The sequence below is a fragment of the Actinacidiphila sp. bgisy167 genome (genome assembly GCF_057707665.1).
Window position 1 is genome coordinate 20,874 of sequence record NZ_JBYIQP010000069.1, and the last position, 16,058, is coordinate 36,931.

16 protein-coding genes are annotated in these 16,058 nt (G+C 73.2%); 4 read left to right on the plus strand and 12 right to left on the minus strand.

The genetic code is table 11. The annotated features are described in order from the left end of the window. Window positions 1-232: 232 nt before the first annotated feature. On the plus strand, window positions 233-2,176 hold the full coding sequence (locus AC3ET4_RS23275) for an anthranilate synthase family protein (RefSeq protein WP_431952483.1): 1,944 nt from the start codon (window positions 233-235) through the stop codon (window positions 2,174-2,176). A gap of 93 nt (window positions 2,177-2,269) precedes the next feature. Here the strand turns inward: AC3ET4_RS23275 and AC3ET4_RS23280 are convergent, their stop codons facing one another. The 5 genes from AC3ET4_RS23280 to AC3ET4_RS23300 form a co-directional block, all read right to left on the minus strand. After that, a complete protein-coding gene (locus AC3ET4_RS23280) occupies window positions 2,270-2,929 on the minus strand; it encodes a uridine kinase family protein (protein ID WP_431952485.1) in 660 nt (219 codons plus the stop codon). Window positions 2,930-3,060: 131 nt separating this feature from the next. Further along, complete coding sequence (locus AC3ET4_RS23285) at window positions 3,061-4,089, minus strand: 6-phosphofructokinase (protein ID WP_431952487.1); 1,029 nt, start codon at window positions 4,087-4,089, stop codon at window positions 3,061-3,063. A 186-nt stretch (window positions 4,090-4,275) separates the two neighbouring features. Then, entirely contained in the window at window positions 4,276-4,935 is a 660-nt protein-coding gene (locus tag AC3ET4_RS23290; protein ID WP_431952489.1) for a response regulator, read from the minus strand. Continuing rightward, window positions 4,926-6,101, minus strand: coding sequence for a MacS family sensor histidine kinase (gene macS / locus AC3ET4_RS23295; RefSeq protein ID WP_431952491.1), 1,176 nt, complete (start codon window positions 6,099-6,101; stop codon window positions 4,926-4,928). Before macS ends, AC3ET4_RS23290 begins: the two co-directional genes overlap by 10 nt. 178 nt (window positions 6,102-6,279) lie before the next feature. Further along, window positions 6,280-6,990 (minus strand): lysophospholipid acyltransferase family protein, encoded by a 711-nt coding sequence (locus AC3ET4_RS23300; RefSeq protein WP_431952493.1) that lies wholly within the window; start codon window positions 6,988-6,990, stop codon window positions 6,280-6,282. Between the two features lie 130 nt (window positions 6,991-7,120). Here AC3ET4_RS23300 and AC3ET4_RS23305 point away from each other — a divergent pair, with 130 nt between their 5' ends. Beyond that, a complete protein-coding gene (locus AC3ET4_RS23305; RefSeq protein WP_431952495.1) occupies window positions 7,121-7,906 on the plus strand; it encodes an alpha/beta hydrolase in 786 nt (261 codons plus the stop codon). Continuing rightward, the gene (locus AC3ET4_RS23310) at window positions 7,899-8,471 is read left to right on the plus strand and encodes a hypothetical protein (protein ID WP_431952497.1); all 573 of its coding nucleotides are present in this window, start codon (window positions 7,899-7,901) and stop codon (window positions 8,469-8,471) included. The genes AC3ET4_RS23305 and AC3ET4_RS23310 overlap by 8 nt, the downstream gene beginning before the upstream one ends. Before the next feature lie 14 nt (window positions 8,472-8,485). On the opposite strand, the gene AC3ET4_RS23315 is transcribed toward AC3ET4_RS23310, so the two are convergent. From AC3ET4_RS23315 to AC3ET4_RS23340, 6 genes are all read right to left on the minus strand, one after another. Beyond that, a complete protein-coding gene (locus AC3ET4_RS23315) occupies window positions 8,486-9,250 on the minus strand; it encodes an endonuclease/exonuclease/phosphatase family protein (RefSeq protein ID WP_431952499.1) in 765 nt (254 codons plus the stop codon). A gap of 272 nt (window positions 9,251-9,522) precedes the next feature. Continuing rightward, on the minus strand, window positions 9,523-10,464 hold the full coding sequence (locus AC3ET4_RS23320; protein ID WP_431952501.1) for an ROK family glucokinase: 942 nt from the start codon (window positions 10,462-10,464) through the stop codon (window positions 9,523-9,525). Window positions 10,465-10,596: 132 nt separating this feature from the next. Further along, window positions 10,597-11,001 carry a DUF5304 family protein gene (locus AC3ET4_RS23325; protein ID WP_431952503.1) on the minus strand — a complete coding sequence of 135 codons (405 nt, stop codon included), beginning with the start codon at window positions 10,999-11,001 and terminating at the stop codon, window positions 10,597-10,599. A gap of 74 nt (window positions 11,002-11,075) precedes the next feature. Next, a complete protein-coding gene (locus tag AC3ET4_RS23330; protein ID WP_431952505.1) occupies window positions 11,076-12,305 on the minus strand; it encodes an ArsA family ATPase in 1,230 nt (409 codons plus the stop codon). Between the two features lies 1 nt (window position 12,306). After that, complete coding sequence (locus tag AC3ET4_RS23335) at window positions 12,307-12,750, minus strand: SRPBCC family protein (protein ID WP_431952507.1); 444 nt, start codon at window positions 12,748-12,750, stop codon at window positions 12,307-12,309. A 96-nt stretch (window positions 12,751-12,846) separates the two neighbouring features. Beyond that, a complete protein-coding gene (locus AC3ET4_RS23340) occupies window positions 12,847-13,614 on the minus strand; it encodes a metallophosphoesterase family protein (RefSeq protein ID WP_431952509.1) in 768 nt (255 codons plus the stop codon). Window positions 13,615-13,896: 282 nt separating this feature from the next. On the opposite strand from AC3ET4_RS23340, the gene AC3ET4_RS23345 reads away from it, so the two are divergent. Further along, a complete protein-coding gene (locus AC3ET4_RS23345; RefSeq protein ID WP_431952511.1) occupies window positions 13,897-15,690 on the plus strand; it encodes an AMP-dependent synthetase/ligase in 1,794 nt (597 codons plus the stop codon). Between the two features lie 115 nt (window positions 15,691-15,805). Here AC3ET4_RS23345 and tnpA read toward each other — a convergent pair. Continuing rightward, window positions 15,806-16,058 (minus strand): IS200/IS605 family transposase (gene tnpA / locus AC3ET4_RS23350; protein ID WP_431952513.1); only part of this gene is annotated, 253 nt, incomplete at its 5' end.

Here is a 16,058-nt window from a genome sequence, read left to right on the forward strand (position 1 = left end):
CCACCGTGCCCCGAAAGCGTGAGACGCCGCCGCCGGGTCACCGGTGGATGGGTTAGGGTGCGGAACATGTACGCACAGCAGACGCACCTGCAGTGGTGGTGGACCGCGGATCCGGCGGCCCACTAGCAGCGCGTACGCACAGCCAGACGCTCAGGCCGCCGAAGGGCGGCCTTCGGCGTTCCTGCGGCCGTCCTTCCCCCCGCCTTTCTCACGAAGACCGGAAGGAACCGCCGTGGAGAACCGCGATCCCCGCACCGCACCCCCCGCCGCCGCACTCGTGGAGCGGCTGCTGGACCCCGCGTGCCCGCCCTTCGCGCTGCTGCGGCGCAGGGCGCCCGGCCGCGACGCGGACACCGTCGAGGTGCTGCTCGGCCCCGTCGGGACGGCGGAGCTGCTGACCGGCATCACGCTGCCCACCGGGCCCCCCGAGGGAGCCCGGCCCGCGGTGGACGCGCTGGCACTGGTGCCCTTCGCGCAGATCAGGGAGCGCGGCTTCGAGGTGCGCGACGACGGGACGCCGCTGCTGGTGCTCCGCCCCCAGGAGACGTACGAGCTGCCGCTGCCCGAGCTCATGGCGGCCCTGCCCGCGCACGCCGTGCAGGTCGAGGGCGGGGCCTTCGACGTCGACGACCACACCTACGCCGGGATCGTGGAGCGCGTCATCGCGGACGAGATCGGACGCGGCGAGGGTGCCAACTTCGTCATCCGGCGCACCTTCCGCGGCACGATCCCGGGGTTCGCGGCCGTCGACGCGCTCGCGCTCTTCCGGCGGCTGCTCGACGGCGAGCGCGGCGCCTACTGGACGTTCGTGGTGCGCACGCCCGAGCGGACGCTGGTCGGGGCGAGCCCGGAGGTGCATGTGCGGATGGCGGGCGGCACGGTCGTCATGAACCCCATCAGCGGCACCTACCGCTACCCCGCTCAGGGGCCGGACGCCGAGGGGCTGCTCGCCTTCCTGCGCGACGCCAAGGAGGTGGAGGAGCTGACGATGGTCGTGGACGAGGAACTCAAGATGATGTGCACCGTCGGCGACCTCGGGGGCGTCGTCGTGGGGCCGCGCCTGAAGGAGATGGCGCACCTGGCGCACACCGAGTACGAGCTGCGCGGCCGCAGCACCATGGACGTGCGGGACGTCCTGCGCGAGACGATGTTCGCGGCGACGGTCACCGGCTCGCCGGTGCAGAACGCCTGCCGGGTGATCGAGCGCTACGAGCCCGGCGGCCGCGGCTACTACGCGGGCGCGCTGGCGCTGATCGGGCGGGACGCGGGCGGCGCGCAGACACTGGACTCGCCGATCCTCATCCGCACGGCGGACATCGACGCCAAGGGCGTGCTGAAGGTGCCCGTCGGCGCGACGCTGGTGCGCCGCTCCGACCCCTACGCGGAGGTCGCCGAGACGCACGCCAAGGCGGCGGGAGTGCTGGCGGCGCTGGGGGCGCGGCCTGGAGGCGCGCCGCGGCCGGCCGACGAGGACCGCCCGCGCCTCGCGGACGACATCCGGGTGCGGGCGGCGCTGGACTCCCGCCGGGCGAACCTGGCGCCGTTCTGGCTGCGGATGCGGACGGCGGAGCCCGCCGATCCGGCCGGGCACGCACTCGTCGTGGACGGCGAGGACACCTTCACCGCGATGCTCGCGCATGTGCTGCGGTCGTCCGGGCTGCAGGTCACCGTGCGGCGCTTCGACGAGGCCGGGCTGCGCGAGACGGCTCTGACGCATCGGGGCCCGGTCGTCCTCGGCCCGGGGCCAGGCGACCCGTGCGACACCGCCGACCCCAAGATGGCGCTTCTGCGGGGCCTCACCGCCCAACTCGTCCGCGGCCACCGGCACGGCCTGCTCGGGGTCTGCCTCGGCCACGAACTGATCGCCGCCGAGCTCGGCCTCGACATCGTCCGCAAGCGCGTCCCCTTCCAGGGCGCGCAGACGCGGATCGACCTGTTCGGACGGGCCGAGACCGTGGGGTTCTACAACTCCTTCACCGCCCGCTGCGACGACGCGGCAGCCGAAGAGCTCGCCATGCACCGGGTCGAGCTGAGCCGCGACCCGGCCACCGGCGACGTCCACGCACTGCGCGGCCCGGGCTTCGCGGGCGTCCAGTTCCACCCGGAGTCGGTGCTGACGCTGCGCGGCCCGGCGATCGTGGCGGAACTCCTGGCAGGGGTGGCGGTCGCCGGTTAGCGACGGGCGCGCGGGACCGTGGCCCGGCCCCGCGCGTGCGCTGCGCTCCGGGTGCGACGTCGCGCCGCCCTGCCGTCCGTGCCTGGCCGCAGGTCAGACGGCGGCCGCCGGCAGGTGGCGCGTGCGGGAGGCGGCGGCGCGGGGCCGCCGCGGGCGGGCGGGGAGTTGGTCGGGCACGGCCTCGGGGGCGGGCGCCGGCACCGGGCCGATCAGGCCCAGGACGGCGGCCAGCATGTCCGGGCCCTCGGTGGTGCCGTCGACCACCAGGTCGGCCAGCGCCCGGGAGGGCGCCACATGGACGGCGTGCCGCTCCCGGCCGCTCTGCAGGTAGTTCAGCAGGGACAGCCGCGGGTCCTGCCGCTGCACCTCGATCTTGCGCAGGATCTTGCGGGCCAGCCGGATGTCGTCGGGGGCGTCCACGTACACCCGCCAGTCGGCCCGCTCCCGCACCGAGGCCAGGGCCAGGGCGAACAGACCCTCGACGACCACGAGCCGGACGCCGGGCCGCGCCAGCGCCGCGTCGATCGCGGCGCTGACGGCGGCTTCGTCGATGGAACCGGGATGGTTCCAGTCGAGGATGGCGTGCCCGCCGGCGCTGACCGTCCACACGCCCCTCAGGGGATCGTGCGCGGGCACGTAGTAGTCGTCCAGATGGACCAGTGCGATGCTCTCGGGACACTGCAGCGACAGGGCCTCGGCAAGGGTTGACTTGCCGGATGCGGTGCCGCCTGCGACCGCCAGTACACCCGCCATTCCGGGCGCTCCTCATGTGCTCAAAGGGGATAAACGAAGCGGCCGGACAAGCCGGGTGCAGGGAATGTACGGCCGCGTGATCGCCCATGGCAAGCGGTGGAAGCGCAGACGGCGCCGAGGAAACGCGGTGTTTACCCGAAGAAGACGCCGGCCTCGGTGTAGAGGCTCGGATCGACCGTCTTGAGCTGGGTCGTCGCGTCGCGGAGCGGGACGCGGACGATCTCCGTGCCGCGCAGGGCCACCATCGTGCCCCAGTCCTGGTCGCGGACCGCGTCGATGGCGTGGAGGCCGAAGCGGGTGGCGAGCCAGCGGTCGAAGGCGCTGGGGGTGCCGCCGCGCTGGACGTGCCCGAGCACGGTGGTGCGGGCCTCCTTGCCGGTGCGCCGCTCGATCTCCTTGGCGAGCCATTCGCCGACGCCGGAGAGGCGGACGTGTCCGAAGGAGTCGAGCGACTGGTCCTTGAGCACCATGTCGCCGTCCTTCGGCATGGCGCCCTCGGCGACCACGACGATGGGCGCGTAGCGGATCTTGAAGCGGCTCTCCACCCAGGCGCAGACCTGGTCGAGGTCGAAGCGCTGCTCGGGGATGAGGATCGCGTTGGCGCCGCCGGCGAGGCCGGAGTGCAGGGCGATCCAGCCGGCGTGGCGGCCCATCACCTCGACGACGAGGACGCGCATGTGCGACTCGGCGGTGGTGTGGAGGCGGTCGATGGCCTCGGTGGCGATGTTGACGGCCGTGTCGAAGCCGAAGGTGTAGTCGGTGGCCGCCAGGTCGTTGTCGATGGTCTTGGGGACGCCGACGCAGGGCACGCCGTACTCGTCCGACAGGGCGGTGGCGACGCCGAGGGTGTCCTCGCCGCCGATCGCGACGAGGGCGTCGACCTCGTACTTGGCCAGGTTCTCCTTGACGCGGCGCACGCCGTTCTCCGCCTTCAGCGGGTTCGTGCGGGACGAGCCGAGGATCGTGCCGCCGCGCGGGAGGATGCCGCGCACGGCGGGGATGTCGAGCGGCACGGTGTCGCCCTCGAGGGGGCCGTGCCAGCCGTCCCTGAATCCGGTGAACTCGTATCCGTACTCCTGGACTCCCTTGCGCACGATGGCCCGGATGACCGCGTTGAGCCCGGGGCAGTCTCCGCCGCCGGTCAGCACGCCAACTCGCATGATCCATCCCTTCCGGTTCGCACCTTTTGCCTGCGTCCACGACGCTAGCGTGACCGGCATCACAGGTGGGATGGGCCGTTCGGTGAAATCCCTCGCTCCACTGGGAAGTTGGCGCGCCGATTTCACTCGTCCGGGGGGCGTGCGGCGCGCGTGCGGGCGCGCCCCCGGGGACGGCGCCGGCCGGGGTTACTCGTCGTCCAGTCCGCGTTCGATGGCGTAGCGGACGAGTTCGACGCGGTTGTGGAGCTGGAGCTTGCCGAGGGTGTTCTGCACGTGGTTCTGGACGGTGCGGTGCGAGATGACCAGCCGCTCGGCGATCTGCTTGTAACTGAGGCCCTTGGCGACGAGCCGCAGGACCTCGGTCTCCCGGTCGGTGAGGCGGGGCGCCTCAGGGGTGTCGGCCACGGCCGGGGCCGGGTCGGAGGCGAGGCGGCGGTACTCGCCGAGCACGAGGCCGGCGAGGCCGGGGGTGAAGACGGGGTCGCCCACGGCGGTGCGACGGACGGCGTCGAGGAGTTCCTCGCGGCCGGCGGACTTCAGCAGGTAACCGGTGGCGCCGGACTTCACGGCTTCCAGGACGTCCGCGTGCTCGCCGCTCGCGGAGAGCACCAGCACCCGCAGCGCGGGGTTGTCGGCGATGACGTCCTTGCAGACCTGGACGCCCGACAGGCCCGGGAGGTTGAGGTCGAGGACGAGCACCTCGGGCATGGCCGCCTTGGCGCGCCGCACCGCCTCCGGGCCGTCCCCGGCGGTGGCCACCACCACGTACCCGGCCTCGGTGAGGTCGCGGGCGACCGCGTCCCGCCACATGGGGTGGTCGTCGACCACCATCACCTTCACGGCCATGACCCCAATCTCCTCCCTCGTTTCGCGAGCCTCAACTCGACTTCTGTCCCCTGCCCGGGCACCGACACCACGTCCGCCGTGCCGCCGAGGTCCCGGAGCCTGCCGCGGATGGACTGGGCGACCCCGAGCCTGCCCTCGGCCTCGGCGGCGGCGAGGCGGCCCTCGGGGATGCCGGGTCCGTCGTCGCGGACGCTGACCAGCACGGCGTCGGGTTCGTCCTCGACCAGGATCCAGGCGTGTGCGTCCTCGCCGGCGTGCCGCCGGACGTTCTCCAGGGCGGCGCCGACGGCGCCGGCGAGTTCGCGGGCGGCGCGGGCCGGGACGAGGACGGGGGTCCCGGGGGCGGAGACGGTGACCCGGGCGCTGCCGTACGCGGTGAGCAGCGCGCGCAGGTCGCGGGGCGCGTCCGGGTCCTCGCCGGTGTCCGCGTCGACGGGGGCGCCGTCGCGCGGCGAGGGCAGGGCGGCGGCCCCGTCGGTGACCAGGGCGCGCAGGGCGGCCTCCTGTTCACCCGCCATGCGGCCGAGCGCATCCGCCTCGCCGCCGATCTCGGCGCCGCGGCGCTGCACCATGGCGAGCACCTGCAGCACGTTGTCGTGGATGTCGCGGGCCAGCCGCTCCCGCTCGCGGGTGGCGGCCTCGATCTGCAGGGCGCGGGCGAGGGTGCGCTCGCTGGCGCGGGCGACCTCGACGACGTATCCGATGGCGATGCTGGCGATGGCGACCAGCAGCACGTTGTGAAGGGTGTCGCGAGCCGCGGTGCCGCGCTCGACGAGGTTGGCCGCGCCGACGAGGCAGGAGGCGGCCGCCGCCCAGCGCCAGCCGCCCTTGACGGCGAAGGCGAGTACGGAGCCCGCGGTCCAGATCGAGGGCAGGGTGGGGCCCCCGTCGAGGATGCGCTGGTGGGACTCGACGAACGGGGTGAGGAGAATGCCGGTGAGGGCGACACCGAGGTCGGCGACGAGGAACGGCCGGGTGCAGCGCCGGGGCGAGCTCACCTTGCCGGTGGTCGCCAGCGTCCACACCGCGAGCACCGCCATGTAGGCAGCGCCCGCGAGGGGGTGTGCGTGCTCGCGGTAGGCGACGGCGTAGAGCCCGACGGCGTACGCGGCGGTCAGCAGACGGTAGCCGGTGAGGGCGCGCCACAGCGGCTGCTCGACGGACATGCGGGGGGCGCGTGCGGGCGGTGCGGCGGTCGGCCCGCCGGTGCTCCGTCCGGCGGGGCCGGTGCCGGCCCCAGTCGCGCCGCTCCTGCCCCCACAAGCGCCTGGCTTCCCCCCGGTCGCGCCGGACCCCTCCCCTGCCATGGGCCTCCCCCGTCCCCCGTCCCCCTGGCGCGTCCGGCTAGGACCCGCCCTGCTGCTGCTTCGCCGCCTCGGCGATCTGCCGCTTGGCGGCGGTCGCGTAGATGTCCACGTACTCCTGGCCGGAGAGCTTCATGATCTCGTACATCACCTCGTCGGTGACCGAGCGCAGGATGAAGCGGTCGTGCTCCATGCCCATGTAACGGCTGAAGTCCAGCGGCTTGCCGATCCGGATGCCGGGGCGCATCAGCTTGGGCATCACCTGGCCGGGCGGCTGGATCTTCTCCGTGTCGATCATGGCGACCGGGATCACGGGAGCGCCGGTGGCCAGCGCGATGCGGGCCAGGCCGCCCGGCTTGCCGCGGTAGAGGCGGCCGTCGGGCGAGCGGGTGCCCTCGGGGTAGATGCCGAAGAGCTCACCCGACTCGATGACCTTTATCCCGCTGTTGATCGCCGCCTCGCCGGCGCCGCGGGCGCCGGAGCGGTCCACGGGCAGCTGGCCGACGCCCTTGAAGAAGGCGGCGGTCAGCTTGCCCTTGATGCCGGGCGTGGTGAAGTACTCGGCCTTGGCGATGAAGGTGACCTTGCGGTCGAGCACGGCGGGCAGGAAGAAGGAGTCCGAGAAGGACAGGTGGTTGCTCGCCAGGATCGCCGGTCCCTGCTTGGGGACGTGCTCCAGCCCCTCCACCCACGGCCGGAAGGCGGCTCGCAGGGGATGGCCGATGGCGATCTTCATCACGCCGTACAACAAGCGATGACCTCCTGAGTCTGACGGGAAGACCTTAACGCCAGATCCGCCGGTGCTCTCCCCCCGTCTCGGCCGTCCGCGTACTGTGAGGTATCTCTTTCGCGCATTCCACCGAACACACGGGAGACGTACGGTGCCGCTGATGCCCGGAGCCGAGCCCTACCGCCACGACGGCGGTGCGTTCGGCGTTCTGCTGTGCCATGGGTTCACCGGCACACCGCAGTCCCTGCGGCCGTGGGCCGAATACCTCGCCCAGCGGGACCTGACCGTGTCCGTGCCGCTGCTGCCGGGGCACGGCACACGCTGGCAGGACATGCAGCAGACCGGCTGGGAGGACTGGTACGCGGAGGTCGACCGGGAATTCCGCGCCCTGTCCCGGCGCTGTGACCGCGTGTTCGTCTTCGGAATGTCCATGGGCGGGGCTCTGACCCTGCACCTGGCCGCGCAGCACGGCGCCGCGGTCGGCGGCGTCGTCCTGGTCAACCCCTCGGTCAAGGCCGACAGCCACCAGCTGAAGGCCGTGCCCCTGCTGCGCCACTTCGTCCCCTCCGTGCCGGGCATCGCGAGCGACATCGCCAAGGAGGGCTCCGAGGAGGTCGGCTACGACCGCACCCCGCTGCGGGCCGTGCACTCGCTCACCCACTTCTGGAGGTTGGTGCGGCACGAGCTGCCGCAGGTGACGCAGCCGCTCCTGCTGCTGCGCAGCCGGGTCGACCACGTGGTGCACCCGTCGAACTCGGCGGTCGTGCTGAGCCGGGTGTCCTCGACGGACGTCACGGAGACGGTCCTGGAACGCAGCTACCACGTCGCGACGCTGGACCACGACGCGCAGACGATCTTCGAGCAGTCGTACGCCTTCGTGGAGCGGCTCTCGGGTGCGGGAGAGCAGGCGGAGAAGGAGGACGCGGCCAGTGGCTGAGCCAGAGGAGGAGCGCCGGCAGGTGCCGGAGGGCGGCGAGCCGGAGCGCGCGCCGCTGGACGAGGAGTCGGCGTGGGCCGAGCTCGTCGCGGCGTACGAGAAGGACCCCGAGCCCGGGACGGGCTCCTGGCCCGCCGCCGAGGACGTCCCCGCGTCCGACGGCGGCGACGGAGCAGCGGCGGACGGCGAGCGTGAGGGGCGCGATTCCGCGGCGGACCCGTCAGCGCTGCCCTCGGCACCGGACTCGACGCGCATCGTCCTGCACCCCGTGCTGTCCGGTCCCCGCGACTACGAGCTGGACGAGGACGACGACGAGGGCCACTACGTGCCGCCGGAGCCGCCACCGCTCCCGGAGGCGGACGTGACGACGAAGTTCGCCTGGCTCGCCGCCGTCGGCGGTCCCCTGCTGATCTTCGGTTTCGTCCTCTTCCGTGAGCCGATGCCGTGGTGGGCGGTCACCGTCGGCGTCGGCGGCTTCCTCGGCGGCTTCGGCACCCTGGTGACGCGCATGCGTCCGGGCGGGGACGAGGACGACGACCTTCCGGGCGGCGGCGCCGTCGTCTGACACGGCGACCGTCGTCAGGCGGAGGCGGGCACCCTGAGGGCGGCCAGGACGGGAAGGTGGTCCGTGGCCGCCCTCAGATCGTGCGGGGTGACGCCGGGCAGGCCGTACGGGACCCCGCAGCCGAGGACCTCCACCCCCTCGGTGGTGAAGATCGCGTCGATCCGCTGGTGCGGGTCGTACGGGGTGGAGGTGTGCTCGCCGCCCCAGGGCCGGACGGCCCAGGCGTCCTGCAGGGCGTCGGCAAGCAGGCGGAAGGTGCGGCCGTGGGGGCGGTCGTTGAGGTCGCCGCCCACGACCGCGTGGGCCTCGCCCATGGCGGCGAGCCGGTCGAGCAGCATGCCGCCCTGGTCGTAGCGCTCGCGGGCCTGCAGGGAGAGGTGGCAGCTGACGACGGACAGGCGGGCGCCGCCGACGCGCACCACGGCGGTGGCGAACCCGCGCCGGTGCAGGCCGGGTGTGCGGGGCAGCAGCACGTCCTCGGCGCGTTCGACATGCACACGCAGCGAGGACAGCACGAGCGGGCCGGTGGCGGTGGCCCCGCCGGTGACGGCGACCAGGCCGCTGGCGCGGGCGAGGCGGGCGACGGCCTTGCGCCAGCGGAAGAAGCGCGGCGCCTCTTGGAGCAGTGCGAGGTCGGGGTCGCAAGCGCGGATCACCCGGGCGAGTGCCGCGGTGTCGTCGCGCATCGAACGGATGTTGTAGCTGAGCACGCGGACGACGGCAGAGCCGTCCGGCTCGGTACGGGATGCCGGCAGTCCCGGCAGCGGGCCCTCGCTCACGGGCCCACGATAGCGGGGAGGCCGGGCGGCGCAGGAGGGGCGGCGCAGGAGGGGCGGGAACGGCGGGCTGCCGCCGGAACCCGGCCTGCCCAGCCCAGCCCAGCCCGTCCCGGACCCTGTCCTGCTCGTGCTGCCTGTCCTGCCCGTGCTGCCTGTCCTGACGCCGAACGACGCGAGCACCACACGACGCAGGACCGCCCACCGACGCCGGCGCCCCCGCACCCCGACCGAGGGCACGAGGGCGCCGGCACCGTACGGGCGACCTCCGGAGGCTATCCCTGGCGGGCGAGGTCGGCCGCGCCGACGAGCCCGGCCTGGCCGCCGAGTTGGGCGGCGAGGACCTGCGCGTGCGGCCGGTACTGGCCGCCGACCAGCCAACGGCGGAAGGACTTGCGGATGGGCTCCAGGACGAGTTCGCCCTCGTCGGAGACACCGCCGCCGACGATGAAGGCGGAGGGGTCGAAGAGCGAGGCCAGGTCGGCCAGGCCGGCGCCGGCCCAGCGGGCGAGCTCGCGGAAGGAGTCGACGGCGACCTTGTCGCCCTCGCGCGCGGCGCGGCTGACGTGCTGGCCCTGGATGCCCTCGGGCGTGCCGTCGCCCAGCGACAGCAGAAGCGCGGCGTTCTCCGGTTGGGCGACGGCCCGCTGCTTGGCGTAGCGCACCAGTGCGCGGCCGGAGGCGTACTGCTCCCAGCAGCCCTGGCTGCCGCAGCCGCACAGCAGGCCGTCGGGGACCATGCGGATGTGGCCGAACTCGCCGGCCGCGCCGAAGCGGCCGCGGCGCAGCTTGTTGCCGATGATGATGCCGCCGCCGAGGCCGGTGCCCAGGGTGATGCAGATGACGTCGTCGTGGCCCTGGCCCGCGCCGAAGCGGTACTCGCCCCAGGCTGCGGCGTTGGCGTCGTTCTCGACGACGACCGGCAGCCCGACGCGCTGCTCGACCTTGTCCTTCAGCGGCTCGTGGCGCCACCGGATGTTGGGCGCGAAGAGCACGGTGGCGCGCTTGTCATCGACGTAGCCGGCGGCGCCGATGCCGACGGCCTCGACCGTGTGGTTGGCGCTGACGTCGTGCACCGCTGTCGCGATGGCATCGACGACACCCTCGGAGGTCTGCGGGGTCGGCACCTTGACGATCTCGAGGATCGCGCCTTCCTCGTCGACCACGCCGGCCGCGATCTTCGTGCCGCCGATGTCGACGCCGATGGTGAGTCCCATGTGTCCCTCAGTAGTCGGTCGATCCCCGCTGCGTCCAACCGTACCGGAGGGCAGGGCACGCCCTGTCCGGGCCCGGTGTTTCACGCCGGGTCCGCGTCGCGCCGCCGTGGCGCCGCTGTGTCGTGGCGCCGCTCAGTCCAGGTCGATGCGCTCGCTGGGCGGGGTGTCCCCGCCGGAGGTCCAGCGGCGTTCCTGCCCGCTCACTGCGGCGCGGTAGGCGGCCAGCAGCTCGGCGCCCGCGGCCGCGAGGTGGTCGAAGACCTCGGGGTTGCGCTCGACGATCGGCTCCACGGCCTGCTTGACCTGGGAGATCAGTCCCTGAGCCGCCATCTCGGCGGCGGGGTTGCGGAGCATCGACAGCCGGTCCGTGACGGCTTCCGCCAGGCGCCGCAGTTCCTCGCCCGCGCTGCCGGGGGTCTGGCCGCTCTGCTGCCGCCGGCGTGCGTTCTCGGCGGCGATGTCCTCCGCGCTCGCCTTGGCCCAGGCGTCGGAATGGGTGTCGTCGGGGCGGGCCGCGCGGTCCGTGGATTCGCTCATGGTGGCTCCGTAAGGCTCCGGCTTGGTACCAACGACGGTACCCGAACGGGGGCGGCGGTATCAGTGTTCGCTGTTCAGCGGGGCCAAAGACCGGGATCCGGGACGAACCGGACCTGCAGGGAGCCGTCGCGGAGCGCGGCGCCGGCCACGCTGCAGCGGCGCAGCGCGGAGGGCAGCGGGAGGATGCGGCGGTGCCCCTCGGCGTCGACGACGAGTTCGTCGCCCCGGCGCACGAGGTCGACGGTCTCGCGTGTCGCGCCCGGCAGCGGCAGCCGCCACAGGAAATGGCCCTCGTCGGCGAGCCGGTCCTCGGTGCTCCACGGCAAAGCCGCGGGGCCCTCGGGCGCGTCGCCGGGCGGCTGGGCGGCGAGCCGGGCGAGGTCCCCGGCGCCGCGCGGTTCACGGCCGAGGTGGGGCACCTCGTGCAGCGCGGTGGGCGTGCCGGCGAGTTCCGCGCGCAGGGCGCGCACTTCCTTGCGGCGGTGGCCCGCCAGTTCGGCCAGCCACGGGTCCGGCGACCCGTCGGGCAGCAGCCGGTTGACGACGACCGCCTCGAGGCGATGGCCGTACAGGGCCAGTCCGGTGCGGGCCCGGCGCACCGCGTCGGCGGCGTGCGCGCCGGGGGCCACGACGAGCCGGACCGTCGTGGCCGCGTCCTCGATCACGGCCTGGGCGGCGGCCAGTTCGCGGTCGGCGCGGGCGGCGGCCTCGTAGGCCCAGGCGCCGGGCGCGGGCACGCCGGCGAGCTGGGCGAGGACGGGGCGCAGGGCACGGGCGGCCTGCCGTTCCCGCGGCACCAACCGGTCGATGTAGCGGCGCAGTTGCGCGGGCAGCGCCAGCGCGGCGAGGGCTTCGTGGACGGGCGGGAGGTCGACGACCACGAGGTCCCATCCCCCGGCGGTGTCGCGCAGGGCGCGCAGCAGCGCGAAGGCGTCGGCGCCGGGGAGTTCGGTGAGTTCCTCCGGGTCCAGCGGCGCCGCGCCGAGCAGGTCGAGCAGGGAGCCCAGGCGCTGCTGCACGGCTTGGGCGTCGGCCCGGAAGGCGGCGGCCGCGTCCAGGCGCCCGGCCCACAGGCCGGGGACGGACGGGACGGGGGCGATGCGCGGGGCGGCCCCGGCCTCCCGCCGTTCACCTGCGCCCTCGGCAGGGGCGGGCGCCGGTTCCAGCACTCGTTCCAGGGAGGCGTCGCGGTCGGTGGAGAGCAGCAGTACGCGTCGTCCGGGCGCGCTCGCGGCCACGGCGGTGGCGGCGGCCACTGTCGTGCGCCCGGCGCCACCCGTACCGGTGACCAGCAGTGTCCGCACGTCAGCCCTGAGACTCGACGCGCTTCTTGAGGCCGGCCAGGGCGCGGTCGATGATGACCTTCTCGGCCTTGCGCTTGATCATGCCGAGCATGGGGATCTTGACGTCGACGGTCAGCTGGTAGGTGACCTCGGTGCGCTTGCCGTCCTCGAGCGGGGCCAGGACGTAGGCGCCGTCCAGGGTGCGCAGCATCTGGGACTTGACCAGGGTCCAGCGGACCTCGGTGCCGCCGACCCAGGTGTAGGCGAGGGTGTGGTCGTCCTTGATCGCGCCCGCGTCCAGGAGGAGCCGGACCTGCTCGGCTCGGCCGTCCCCGCCGGTGGAGAGGATCTCGGCCTCCTTCACCTCGCCGGTCCACTCCGGGTAACGGGCGAAGTCCGCGATGACGTCCATGACGTCGGCCGGGGCCGCGTCGATCGTGATGCTCGACCTGGTGTGTTCCGCCATCGCCGTGGCCCTCCGGGGCGTCGCGTCGTACCTGCTGTCGTATGTCTGCTGGTGAAGGCTACCGCCTGGTCGGGCGGCCGCAGACCGCCGGGCCGCTCACCACTGCAGGGCCCAGGGCGTTCGGGTGGAGTTGAAATGGCCGACATTCACGCATTCGGTCGTCCCCAGGCGCATCCGCCGCACGAGCGGCTGGTGGACGTGACCGAAGAGCGCGTACTTGGGGCGCGTCCGGCGGATCGCGTCGAGCAGCGCCTCGCTGCCGCGTTCGAAACGGCGGGCGACGGTGTCGTAGCAGAGCTCCGGGACGGCGGGAGGGATGTGCGAGCAGAGAACGTCGACGCGGCCGAGTGCCTCCACCTTGGCGGCGTACGTCTCGTCGTCGATCTCGTACGGGGTGCGGTAGGGGGTGCGCAGCCCGCCGCCGACGAAGCCGAAGACCAGGCCGCCGATCTCGGCGGTGGCGCCGTCCAGCACCGTGGTGCCGGGCCGGGCGTACTCCGGCCAGAGCGCGGGGATGTCGACGTTGCCGTAGGTGGCGTAGGTGGGGGTGGGGAAGGCGGCGAACAGTTCGGCGTACTGCCGGCGCACGGCGGCCTCGATGGCGGTGCGCCGGTCGGTGCCGAGCCCGGCCCACAGCTCGCGGTCGAGGGCGCGGGCCTCGTCCCAGCGCAGCGCCGTGCGCAGGCCGACCATGCGGGAGGCGTTCTCGGCGCCGAACAGGTCGGGGAAGATGCCCCGGGAGTGGTCGGCGTAGTCGAGGAAGAGGATCAGGTCGCCGAGACAGACCAGCGCGTCGGCGCCGTCGCCGGCCTGGGTGAGGGCCTCGGCGGCACCGTGGACGTCACTGACGACATGGACCCGCATGACGATCACTCTAGGACGCGCCGGGCGGCCCCGGGGAGGCGCACCCGGACGCCTCGGTTACCTGCGGGTCACCGAGGGGCTCGACTACGCTTCCGACCAGCGGATCCGCGCCGGGCCGCGGTGCGCTCACCGCGCGTAGAGAACCGTGTCACACAAAACATCTACACGGTGCCCTCTACCGCAGAACTTTACCGGTGGGTAACGTCCAGGCCGACCGTTCCCCGCTCAACCGCACAGCGGACGCAGCCCGCCCCGCAGCCGGCGCCGATGAGGAGCAGCAGTTTGCGCGAGTTCAGCCTTCCGGCTCTCTACGAGGTCCCCGCTGACGGGAACCTGACGGACCTCATCCGCCGCAACGCCGCTCAGCACCCCGATGTTCCCGTCATCGCCCGGAAGACCGCGGCCGGAGACTGGGCCGACGTCACCGCCGCCGCCTTCCTCGCGGACGTCCGGACCGCCGCGAAGGGCCTGATCGCCGCGGGCGTGCAGCCCGGGGAGCGGGTGGCCCTGATCTCCCGCACGCGGTACGAGTGGACCCTCTTCGACTTCGCCGTCTGGAGCGCCGGCGCGGTCACCGTCCCCGTCTACGAGACCTCCTCCGCCGAGCAGATCGAGTGGATCCTCGGTGACTCCGGCGCCGTCGCGGCCATCGTGGAGACCGAGGCCCACGAGAAGTCCCTCGAGTCGGTGCGCGACCGCCTGCCGCAACTCAAGCACGTGTGGCGGATCGAGGGGGGCGCGGTCGAGGCCCTCGGCGCGGCAGGCGCGGACGTCGCCGACGCGACGGTGGACGAGCGCACCTCCCTGGCCACCGCCGACTCGCCGGCCACCATCGTGTACACCTCGGGCACCACCGGACGCCCCAAGGGCTGTGTGCTCACCCACCGCGCGTTCTTCGCCGAGTGCGGCAACGTCGTGGAACGCCTGAAGCCGCTCTTCCGCACCGGCGACTCCTCGATCCTGCTCTTCCTGCCGCTGGCGCACGTCTTCGGCCGGCTGGTCGAGGTCGCCGCCGTCATGGCGCCGGTCAAGCTCGGGCTCGTCGGCGACGTCAGGAACCTCACCGCCGATCTGGCCGCCTTCCGGCCGACGCTGCTGCTGGGCGTGCCGCGGGTCTTCGAGAAGGTCTACAACGCCGCGCGCGCCAAGGCGCAGGCGGACGGCAAGGGGAAGATCTTCGACCGGGCCACCGAGGTGGCGATCGCGTACAGCCGTGCGCTGGACTCGGCGAGCGGCCCCTCGCTGGGCCTGAGGTTCCGGCACAGGATCTTCGACCTGCTGGTCTACGGCAAGCTGCGCGCCGTGCTCGGCGGCCGCGCCGAGTACTCGGTCTCCGGCGGCGCGCCGCTGGGCGAGCGGCTCGGCCACTTCTACCGCGGCATCGGCTTCACGGTTCTGGAGGGCTACGGTCTGACCGAGTCCTGCGCGGCCACCGCCTTCAACCCCTGGGACCGCACCAAGATCGGCACCGTCGGCCAGCCGCTGCCGGGCTCCACCGTCCGCATCGCCGACGACGGCGAGGTGCTGCTCCACGGCGAGCACCTGTTCTCGGGCTACTGGAACAACGAGGCGGCCACCGCCGAGGCCGTCACCGACGGCTGGTTCCACACCGGTGACATCGGGACGCTCGACGAGGACGGCTACATCACCATCACCGGCCGCAAGAAGGAGCTCATCGTCACCGCGGGCGGCAAGAACGTGGCCCCGGCGGTGATCGAGGACCGGATCCGCGCCCATGCGCTGATCGCGGAGTGCATGGTGGTCGGCGACGGCAAGCCCTTCGTCGGCGCGCTGGTCACCCTGGACGAGGAGTTCCTGCCCCGCTGGGCCGCGCAGCACGGCAAGTCCGCCCGCAGTGCAGCCGAGTTGCGCGAGGACCCGGAGCTGCTGGCCGAGGTGCAGTCGGCGGTCGACGACGGCAACGCCGCGGTGTCCCAGGCGGAGGCGGTGAAGAAGTTCCGCGTCCTGGCGACGCAGTTCACCGAGGAGTCCGGTCATGTGACGCCCTCGCTCAAGCTGAAGCGCAACGTGGTGCTGCGGGACTTCGCGGACGAGATCGCCGCGATCTACCGCTGATCTTGTGAGAGTGCCCCGGCCTTCAGGCCGGGGGTGAATCGCATCTCAGAACTGCTCTGACCTCAACCGTGGGCGCGGGTCCGCACGGTCTACCCGGGCCCACGGTTGGCCGCGCTCAGTCCGGGCGCTTCTGCTGCGCGATGTAGTCCTTGACCACTTGGAGCGGCGCACCGCCGCACGAGCCGGCGAAATATGAGGGCGACCAGAACCGGCCGTGCATGATCGCCCGGTTGACCCGGCCGGTGAACTCCGCGCGCAGGCGGCGGGAGGAGACGCCCTTGAGGCTGTTGACCAGGCTGGCGAGCGCGACCTTCGGCGGGTAGTGCACGAGCAGGTGGACGTGGTCAGCCTCGCCGTTGAACTCCTTC

Bases quoted from the DNA above. Each gene is read 5' to 3' on its own strand.
- AC3ET4_RS23280 (WP_431952485.1), bottom strand. From the start codon at position 2,929: ATGGCGGGTGTACTGGCGGTCGCAGGCGGCACCGCATCCGGCAAGTCA.
- AC3ET4_RS23285 (WP_431952487.1), bottom strand. From the start codon at position 4,089: ATGCGAGTTGGCGTGCTGACCGGCGGCGGAGACTGCCCCGGGCTCAAC.
- AC3ET4_RS23290 (WP_431952489.1), bottom strand. From the start codon at position 4,935: ATGGCCGTGAAGGTGATGGTGGTCGACGACCACCCCATGTGGCGGGAC.
- macS (WP_431952491.1), bottom strand. From the start codon at position 6,101: ATGTCCGTCGAGCAGCCGCTGTGGCGCGCCCTCACCGGCTACCGTCTG.
- AC3ET4_RS23320 (WP_431952501.1), bottom strand. From the start codon at position 10,464: ATGGGACTCACCATCGGCGTCGACATCGGCGGCACGAAGATCGCGGCC.
- AC3ET4_RS23325 (WP_431952503.1), bottom strand. From the start codon at position 11,001: ATGAGCGAATCCACGGACCGCGCGGCCCGCCCCGACGACACCCATTCC.
- AC3ET4_RS23335 (WP_431952507.1), bottom strand. From the start codon at position 12,750: ATGGCGGAACACACCAGGTCGAGCATCACGATCGACGCGGCCCCGGCC.
- AC3ET4_RS23340 (WP_431952509.1), bottom strand. From the start codon at position 13,614: ATGCGGGTCCATGTCGTCAGTGACGTCCACGGTGCCGCCGAGGCCCTC.